We start from the raw sequence: 9,072 nt of genomic DNA, 5'->3' as shown, positions 1-9,072 counted from the left end.
GTTGAAGACGACGGCACACCCACTGGGCTGCACCAAAAACACCTTGATTTGCAGGGGCTGCCCGCTTTGGTTCAGGCGCGCACTTCTCCGCCTTTGACGGTAGATGCCTGCGCCGTGGAAAACGGCGGCGTAACCGTTGCGCGGATAAGCGTGAAGAAATCACGTACCGATGTGGCCACCACGGCAGGCGTTTACCTGCGCCGCCGCCTCAAACACGATGGCACGCCCGAATGCGTACCGCTTTTGCCACATGAGCGCAGCAGCCGCGCCAGTCATTTCGGCCTGGCCGATGCCTCGGCACAGCCGGTTGCCGGGGCAACGCTGGCGGATTTTGACCCGCTGGAACGTGAACGCCTGCGACAAAGCGTGCAGCGTTATGGCGGTGACCGTGTACTGCTGGAATTAAGCGATGAGGATATGGACGGCGCACTCGGCTTCACCACTCGCAATGAGGCAGGCGAGCGTGTGCCAACTTTGGCTGGTCTGCTGATTATCGGCCGCGAAACCGCATTGCGCGAAAAAGTACCGACGCATGAATTTGCGTTTCAGGTGCTCTCGCGCGAGGCGGTAGGTTTTAATGAATTCCATCGCTTTCCGCTGCTCAAGGCGATGGAATGGCTGGAAACCAATTTCCGCCCCTATAACCCGGAAGACGAGATGCTGATTGATATGTTCCGCGTGCCGATTCCGAAAGTGGACATGGGCGCATTTCGCGAGGCTTTGGCCAATGCGCTGATTCATCGCGATTACCACAGCCTCCGCGCCGTTTATGTGCGCCTGAACGATGACGAGCTGACTATCAGCAATCCGGGTGGCCTGGTCGAAGGCGTTACCCTGCAAAACCTGCTGACCACTGAACCGCGTCCGCGCAATCCAGCCTTGGCCGATGCAATGAAGCGTATCGGCATTGTTGAGCGCTCCGGGCGCGGCGTGGACAAGATTTATCGCGGTCTGCTGCGCTTCGGCCGCCCTATGCCGGATTACCGGCGCAGGGACGAACATCAGGTCGTGGTGCAATTGGCAACTTTGCCCGCCGATAAAGCCTTTTTGCAGCTGGTGGTAATGCAAGAAAAAGACGATGCCATTTTGCCCATTGACAGCCTGATTGCCCTCGCTGCCCTGCGCGAACACAAGCGCCTGACTGCTGCCACTCTGGCAACACGCATCCAGCGCGATGAACATCAGGCACGGCGCACGCTGGAACGCCTGCTGGAAAGCGGTTTGGTGCGAGCATACGGCGGACGCGACCGTAGTTACACGCTTTCCGCCGAACTCTATCGCGCTGAAGGAAAGTCCGTTGCCTACACCAGGCAGGCGGGCTTCAGCCACCTGCAACACGAACAAATGGTGCTAGCACACTTGCAACATCATGGCCGTATAGAGCGCAAGGATGTGATGGATTTGTGTTATTTGAGCCAAGACCAGGCCTATACGCTATTAAAAAGATTAGTAACCGAGGGAAAAATAAAGAAAAATGGTGAAAGACGACATGCTTTTTACACACTCCAACAAGACTAAACGTAATTTTCATGCTGGTTCTATGCGTTTTCTATGCGTATGCGCATAAAGCAATTTTCTTTTTTTACATACGATTACATAAATCCTATGCGGTTTTTATGCGTTTTCTATTGCCCCTTAACATTCAATTGAGGTAATCCATGACCACCCCCGCTATTCCTACCGTATCCGTCCGATTCGACCGCAGCCAGCCGCGCGCGCAAAGCGATGCCCTCGGCATGCGCCCGATGCAGGCGCGCGTCTATAACTATCGCGGCGAGCAATATCTGCTCATCAAATCGCCGCCGGCTTCCGGCAAAAGCCGTGCGCTGATGTTCGTCGCCCTCGACAAGCTGCACCATCAGGGCTTGAAAAAAGCCGTCATCGTTGTCCCGGAAAAAACCATCGGTGCCAGCTTTCACGATGCGCCTTTAAGCCAGTTTGGCTTTTGGGCGGATTGGCAAGTCGCGCCGCGCTGGAACCTCTGCGACGCGCCGGGTGAAGATGGCGGTAAGGTCAAATCCGTCAAGGCGTTCCTCGACAGCGACGACCGTGTCCTCATCTGTACCCATGCCACCTTCCGCTTCGCCGTTGAGCAATACGGGGTAGAGGCTTTCGATGGCTGCCTGCTTGCCGTCGATGAATTCCACCACGTCTCCGCCAACCCCGACAACAAACTTGGCGCACAACTCGGTGCCTTCATCGCTCGCGACAAATGCCATATCGTCGCCATGACCGGCTCCTATTTCCGTGGCGATGCCGATGCCATCCTCGCCCCGCAGGACGAAGCGCGTTTCTTCCCCGTGACCTACACCTATTACGAGCAACTGCGCGATTACCAATACCTGAAACAAATTGACCTCGGCTATTTTTTCTACAACGGCAGCTATGCCGACAACATCCTTGCCGTACTGAATCCTGAAGAAAAAACCATCGTCCATATCCCGAACGTCAATTCCCGCGAAAGCAGCAAAGACAAAATCCGCGAAGTTGAGCATATCCTCGAACAACTGGGCGAATGGCAGGGCATTGACCCCGAAACCGGCTTCCAGCACATCAAAAGCAAGAGCGGTCGCATCCTGCGAGTCGCCGATCTCGTCAATGACGACCCGAACAAGCGCGATCGCGTTTCCCTGGCGCTGAAAGACCCGAAACAAAAAGACAACCGCGACCACGTTGACATCATCATCGCGCTTGGCATGGCAAAAGAAGGCTTTGACTGGATTTGGTGCGAACACGCGCTCACCATCGGCTACCGCAACAGCCTGACCGAAATTGTCCAAATCATTGGCCGCGCCACCCGTGACGCACCGGGCAAAACCCATGCCCGCTTTACCAACCTCGTCGCCGAACCCGATGCCAGCGAAGAAGCAGTAACCGAGGCCATCAACGACACGCTGAAAGCCATCGCTGCCAGCCTTTTAATGGAACAAGTCCTGGCACCGCGCTACGAATTCCGCCCGAAACACGTTGACAACAAACCCGATGCAGGATTCGATTACGGCGAAAACGGCTACCAGCCAGAACGATGCAACATCGGCTTTAACGAGCAAACCGGACAATGCCTAGTCGAAATTAAAGGGCTGGTTGAGCCCAAAACCCCAGAAGCCGAGCGCATCTGCCGCGAAGACCTGCACGAAATCGTCGCCTCCTTTGTGCAGGACAAAACCTCGCTTGAGCACGGCCTGTTTGACGACATCAACATCATGCCGCAAGACCTAACCATCGTCCGCCTCGGCAAAATCATCCGCGACAAATACCCGGATCTAGACGAACATGACCAAGAGGCGGTACGCCAACAGGCCATTGCCGCCTTTGCCCTCACCCAAAAAGGCAAAGCCATTGCCAATGCAACTGACGACGACAACGAAGCCAAAGCCAATACCGCGCTGATTGACGGCGTGCGCAAATTCATTACCGACGTGCGCGAGCTGAAAATAGATCTAATCGACAGCATCAACCCCTTTGCCGAGGCATACGCCATCCTCGCCAAATCCCTTGACGAAAGCCGCCTGCAACAAATCGCCGCCATCATCACCGCCAAGCGCATCACCATCGAGCCGGAAGAAGCGAAAGAGCTGGCAATGCGCGCCTTCCTCTTCAAAAAAGAGCGCGGTCGCCCGCCCACCACCCAATCTGCCGACCCGTGGGAACAGCGCATTGCAGCAGGCGCACAAAAATACGCCGAATACAAAAAGGCAGGCAAATATGACTGACATTGACAACGACGAATTTGATGCATTCATCGAAGAAAACTACAGTCGTCCCGAAAAAAAAGAAGGATTGACTGCCGAAGAAGAACGCATCATCGCTGGCTTTGAAGACATCCAGCGCTTCCATGCCGAACACGGTCGCCTGCCGCAAGCTGATACCGAGCGCGACATCTTCGAAAGAATCTACGCCGTGCGCCTTGCCGCCCTGCAACAATCCGCCCAATGCCGCGCCGTATTGGCGGAATACGACACACAGCATTGGCTGGCGGATGCAGCGCCCGCCGCCGAAGACCCGGCAACGATGAGCGATGACGAATTACTGGCACAATTACAGGACATCATCGCCGACGACGACCTCACCACACTCAAACACGTCCGCCCGCCTACAGAACGCCAGACTGCCGAATACATCGCCAACCGCACGCCCTGCGAAAACTTCGCCGAATACGCACCGCGATTTGCCAGCGTACGCGAAGAACTGCAAGCAGGCATCCGCCAGGCGCGGCCATTCAAAAAAGAATCCGGCGGCCTGCGCCTGCAAATCGAAGCGGGCGACTACTTCATCCTCGGCGGACAAATCGCCTACATCGCCGAAGCAGGCGAAGCCTTCAAAGACCGCAATGGCGCGCCCAACGCCCGCCTGCGCGTCATCTTCGACAACGGCACCGAAAGCCCGATGCTCAGCCGCTCCCTGCAACGCGCCCTCTACAAGGACGGGAGCGGGCGGCGCATCACCGCGTGCAAAGACGGCGCGCAACTCTTTGCCGGCCAGCTTGAGGCCGACGACATCGAAAGCGGCACCATCTACGTCCTGCGCAGCCGCTCGACAGAGCCGCAAATCCGCGCCCTGCGCCAAACCCTGCACAAAATCGGCGTTACCGGCGGCAAAGTGGAAACCCGCATCGCCAATGCCGAAAACGACGCGACCTTCCTCCTCGCCCCGGTGGAAATCGTCGCCGAATACCAGCTCGCCAACATCAACCGAGTCAAACTAGAAAAACTGCTGCATAGACTCTTTGCGCCGGCACAAATGAACATCACCATTACCGACCGCTTTGGTCATCCCGTCCAGCCGAAAGAATGGTTCGCCGTCCCGCTTGCCGTTATTGACGAAGCGGTGCAGCGTATCCAGGACGGCAGCATCACCCGTTACCGCTATGACCCGCAAACTGTCCGCCTGGAAATGACGGACTGACCACCCCTCGAAAAACCATGAACAAAATCCTGCTTCTTCTTGCCCTTGCCATCGCCGGCGTCCACGGCGCAGACGACACCTTCACCAAGGAAATCGTCGGCCAGTTGCTGCAAGAGCTGGACGGCATCAAGCGCCAAAGCGGCGATGTCTTCGTGCTGGCGGCGACCAACCGCGTGGACGACCTGGACAGTGCCGTCCTCTCCCGCTTTAACCGCCGCATCGAAATCGGCCTGCCGGACGAGGCGGCACGCGCCGCCATCCTGCGCGTGCTGCTCGCCTCCAAACCGCTCGCCTTTGATTTGGACGCGGGCTGCGCCAGCCTCGCCGCGCGCAGCGACGGACAAAGCGGCCGCGACCTGCGCAACTGGGTCGATCGCGCCGAGCAAGCCGCCATCGTCCGCCATTTTGAGACGGGCGACATTGACGGGCTGCAACTGGAGCTGGCGGATTTTGACTGAATGCGGCGCCGTCCTTGCCCCACCGTCATTTTTCTGTTACCTTCGCCGCTCCTTCATCCCACCGGAATAACCCCATGATTTTTGTCCTCTCTGCCCTGCATCATCACCACCCCGGCTGATTCTTTCGGGTGCTGGTGCTATTCGGAAGAAATGCAAGACTTCCGAAGGCGCGCAGGCAGCGATGTATTCCAAAACCTTTCGGAAGTCCGCTTCCGAAAGGTTTTTTTTTCGTCTTCATTTCAAGGAAATTTTTATGTCTCTATCCTCAAAACGGCTGCGCATCGCCCTGCAGAAATCGGGGCGCCTCAGCGCGGAATCGCATGATTTGCTCAAACAATGCGGGGTGCGCCTCAATCTGCAGCCCGACCGTCTGCTCGCCTGTGCGGAGAATTTGCCCATCGACATCCTGCGCGTGCGCGATGACGACATCCCCGGCCTCGTCTTTGACGGCGTGGTGGACTGGGGCATCCTCGGCGAAAACGTGCTGGAGGAGGCGGCGTTGGCGCGGCGCGCGGAAGGCGAGGCGGCGGATTATGCGCTGCTGCGCCGTTTCGATTTTGGCGGTTGCCGTCTGTCGCTCGCCCTGCCGCGCGATGTGATGTACCGCGGCGTTGCCTCGTTGCGCGGGCGGCGTATTGCCACGTCGTACCCGCATTTGCTGCGCCGTTTTATGAATGAGCGCGGTGTGGATTACCGGAGCTGTCTGCTCAACGGCTCGGTAGAGGTGGCGCCACGCGCCGGGCTGGCCGATGCGATTTGTGATTTGGTTTCGTCCGGGGCGACGCTGGAGGCGAACGGCCTGCGCGAGGCGGAGGTGATTTACCGCTCGAAAGCGGTGCTCATCCAGCGCGCCGCCCCGCTCGATGCGGCGCAGGAAGCGCTGGCGGAGCGGCTGCTGACCCGCATTCAGGGGGTATCGCAGGCGCGCGAGTCCAAGTACATCATGCTGCACGCGCCGAAGGACAAGATTGAGGCCATCGTCGCGCTCTTGCCCGGCGTGGAGCACCCGACCATTCTGCCGCTCACCCACGATACCCGCCACGTCGCGCTGCACATGGTCAGCCAGGAAAACCTGTTCTGGGAGACAATGGAGCAGCTCAAGGCGGCGGGTGCCAGCGCCATTCTCGTCCTGCCGATTGAAAAGATGCTTGCCTAAGGAGAACCCCATGCAATCCTGTAACTGGAACACCCTCGACGCCGCCGAACGCCGCCGCGTCCTCACCCGCCCGGCACAACAGCAAAGCGCGGCCATCCGCGATGCCGTCGCCGCCATTTATGCCGCCGTGCTTGCCGATGGCGACGCCGCCCTGCGCCGCTTCACCGCGCAATTTGACGGGGTAACACCTGACGCGCTCACCATCACCCCCGCCGCCCGCGATGCCGCCGCGGCGCGCGTCCCCGCCACCCTGCAAGCGGCAATGCGCCTCGCCAAAGACAACATCGAAACCTTCCACCGCGCGCAACAGCCGCCGCTCATCGACCTCGAAACCCGCCCCGGCGTGCGCTGCCAGGTCATCACCCGCCCGATTGAGCGCGTTGGCCTCTACATTCCCGGCGGCAGCGCGCCGCTGTTTTCCACCGTGCTGATGCTCGCCGTGCCCGCCCGCCTCGCCGGTTGCCGCCACATCGCGCTCTGTACCCCGCCGCCGGTCGCCGATGAAATCCTCAGCGCCGCCGCCCTCTGCGGCATCGACACCATTCACCCGGTAGGCGGCGCGCAGGCCATCATCGCCCTCGCCCACGGCACAACAAGCATCGCCGCCGTCGATAAAATCTTCGGCCCCGGCAACGCCTACGTCACCGAAGCCAAGCGGCAGGTGCAGCAGCACGGCACCGCCATCGATATGCCCGCCGGGCCGTCCGAAGTGCTGGTGATTGCTGATGAGACCGCCAACCCCGCCTGGGTCGCCGCCGACCTCCTCTCGCAGGCCGAACACGGCGCCGACTCACAAGTCATCCTCGTTAGCGACAGTGCCGCGCTCATCGCCGCAGCAGAAAGCGAACTGGCGCGACAACTGGCCGCCCTGCCGCGCGCCGACACGGCTGCCAAAGCACTCGCGCACAGCCGCAGCATCCACGCCGCCGACCTCGACCAGGCGGTTGCCATCAGCAACGCCTACGCGCCGGAACACCTCATCATCCACACCGCCGCGCCGCGCGCGCTGTTGCCGCAGATTGCCCACGCCGGCTCCATTTTCCTCGGCGCATACTCGCCGGAAAGCGTCGGCGACTACGCCAGCGGCACCAACCACGTCCTGCCCACCTACGGCTACGCGCGCACCACCTCCAGCCTCGGCCTCGCCGACTACCAAAAACGCATGACCGTGCAGGAGCTGAGCCCGGCGGGCTTTGCCGCCCTCGCCCCCGCCGTCGCCGCCCTCGCTGCCGCCGAACAGCTCGACGCGCACAAAAACGCCATCACCATCCGCCTCGGAGAACAACCATGAGCCTGCCCGAAGACCTGCTGCGCGCCAACCTGCGCGGCCTCACCCCCTACCAGTCCGCCCGCCGCATCGGCGGCCGCGGCCACATCTGGCTCAACGCCAACGAACACCACAGCGCGCCCGCCATCACCCCCGGCAACAGCCCGCTCAACCGCTACCCCGAACCACAACCCGCCGCCGTCCTCGACGCCTGCGCGCGCTACCTCGGCGTCGCCCCGGAAAACCTGCTCATCACCCGCGGCGGCGACGAAGGCATCGAACTGCTCATCCGCACCTTCAGCGAGCCCGGCACGGGCAGCATCCTCTACAACCCGCCCACCTACGGTATGTACGCCGTCAGCGCCGCCACCCACGGCGTGAACGCCATCGCCGTACCACAAACCGCCGGCTTCCAGCTCGACCTGGAAGGCATCAGCGCCGCCCTGTTCCGCTACCCGCGCACCAGCCTCGTTTACGTCTGCAACCCCAACAACCCCACCGGTACCCGCCTCAAGCGCAACGACCTGCACACGCTGCTCGGCATCACCCGCGACCGTGCCATCACCGTCATCGACGAAGCCTACAGCGAATACAGCCCCGCCGACAGCCTCGCCCCCGAACTGGCGCGCTACCCGAACCTTGCCATCATCCGCACCCTCTCCAAGGCGCACGCGCTGGCGGGCATCCGCTGCGGCTTCGTCGTCGCCAACCCCGACCTCATCGCCTGCCTGCACAAAACCATCGCCCCCTACCCCGTCCCGACCCCGGTCGCCGACATCGCCGCGCAGGCACTCAGCCCGGCGGGCATCGCACAAATGCAGGCGCGCGTCGCCGAAACCGTTGCCGCCCGCGACGCCCTCGCCGCCGCCTCCGACGCCCCCGGCTACCCGGCCGCCGTCGGCACCCACACACTGCGCGCCGCCATTATCGACTGGATGAGGCGGCGCCGCGGCGTGAGCGGCCTGGGCGAGGACGCCGTCATCCCCACCATCGGCTCCAAGGAGTCCGTCGCCCTCCTGCCCCTCCAGCTCGGGGTGCGCCCGGGCGACCTCGTCCTCCACCCGCGCGCCGCCTACCCCACCTACGACGTCGGCGCCCGCATCGCCGGCGCCACCCCCGTCCCCGTCGACACCGACGCCGACCCCGCCACCTGGGAGCTGCCCGACGACGCCCCCGTCGCCCTCGTGTGGCTCAACAGCCCCGGCAACCCCGACGGCCACGTCCTGAGCACCTCCCAGCTCGCCCGCATCGTGGCCTGGGCGCGCCGGCGCGGCGCCGTCGTCGCC

General features: G+C 61.6%; 6 protein-coding genes, 2 pseudogenes and 1 other annotated feature. All 8 genes and pseudogenes read left to right on the top strand.

Translation table 11 applies throughout. The features are described from left to right. A partial coding sequence (locus Q0349_RS04190; protein ID WP_298079624.1) for an ATP-binding protein occupies positions 1 to 1,518 on the top strand: 1,518 nt, incomplete at its 5' end. Between the two features lie 140 nt (positions 1,519 to 1,658). Continuing rightward, positions 1,659 to 3,713: a DEAD/DEAH box helicase gene (locus Q0349_RS04185; protein WP_298079623.1), complete on the top strand. Its 2,055-nt coding sequence runs from the start codon at positions 1,659 to 1,661 to the stop codon at positions 3,711 to 3,713. Next, positions 3,706 to 4,905, top strand: coding sequence for a GIY-YIG nuclease family protein (locus Q0349_RS04180; protein WP_298079622.1), 1,200 nt, complete (start codon positions 3,706 to 3,708; stop codon positions 4,903 to 4,905). The genes Q0349_RS04185 and Q0349_RS04180 overlap by 8 nt, the downstream gene beginning before the upstream one ends. 17 nt (positions 4,906 to 4,922) lie before the next feature. Next, positions 4,923 to 5,363 carry an ATP-binding protein gene (locus Q0349_RS04175; protein WP_298079621.1) on the top strand — a complete coding sequence of 147 codons (441 nt, stop codon included), beginning with the start codon at positions 4,923 to 4,925 and terminating at the stop codon, positions 5,361 to 5,363. 94 nt (positions 5,364 to 5,457) lie between these two features. Then, positions 5,458 to 5,591: a sequence feature (His leader region), on the top strand. Positions 5,592 to 5,616: 25 nt separating this feature from the next. Continuing rightward, positions 5,617 to 6,519 (top strand): ATP phosphoribosyltransferase, encoded by a 903-nt coding sequence (gene hisG, locus Q0349_RS04170; protein ID WP_298079620.1) that lies wholly within the window; start codon positions 5,617 to 5,619, stop codon positions 6,517 to 6,519. Between the two features lie 10 nt (positions 6,520 to 6,529). After that, complete coding sequence (hisD, locus tag Q0349_RS04165; protein ID WP_298079619.1) at positions 6,530 to 7,810, top strand: histidinol dehydrogenase; 1,281 nt, start codon at positions 6,530 to 6,532, stop codon at positions 7,808 to 7,810. Beyond that, a pseudogene (locus tag Q0349_RS04160) lies at positions 7,807 to 8,634 on the top strand (aminotransferase class I/II-fold pyridoxal phosphate-dependent enzyme); the annotation flags it as partial. The gene hisD and the pseudogene Q0349_RS04160, both read left to right, overlap by 4 nt. A gap of 9 nt (positions 8,635 to 8,643) precedes the next feature. Then, positions 8,644 to 9,072 (top strand): annotated as a pseudogene (locus Q0349_RS14060) (aminotransferase class I/II-fold pyridoxal phosphate-dependent enzyme); the annotation flags it as partial.

This window comes from uncultured Cardiobacterium sp., assembly GCF_938028185.1.
Classification (GTDB): domain Bacteria; phylum Pseudomonadota; class Gammaproteobacteria; order Cardiobacteriales; family Cardiobacteriaceae; genus Cardiobacterium.
The sequence above is the reverse complement of the archived record's forward strand: the minus strand, read 5'-3'. Positions and strand labels throughout refer to the sequence as shown.

Excerpts from the sequence above, each read along its gene's own strand:
- Q0349_RS04180 (WP_298079622.1), top strand. The coding sequence starts at position 3,706 with ATGACTGACATTGACAACGACGAATTTGATGCATTCATCGAAGAAAAC.
- Q0349_RS04175 (WP_298079621.1), top strand. The coding sequence starts at position 4,923 with ATGAACAAAATCCTGCTTCTTCTTGCCCTTGCCATCGCCGGCGTCCAC.
- hisG (WP_298079620.1), top strand. The coding sequence starts at position 5,617 with ATGTCTCTATCCTCAAAACGGCTGCGCATCGCCCTGCAGAAATCGGGG.
- Q0349_RS04185 (WP_298079623.1), top strand. The coding sequence starts at position 1,659 with ATGACCACCCCCGCTATTCCTACCGTATCCGTCCGATTCGACCGCAGC.
- hisD (WP_298079619.1), top strand. The coding sequence starts at position 6,530 with ATGCAATCCTGTAACTGGAACACCCTCGACGCCGCCGAACGCCGCCGC.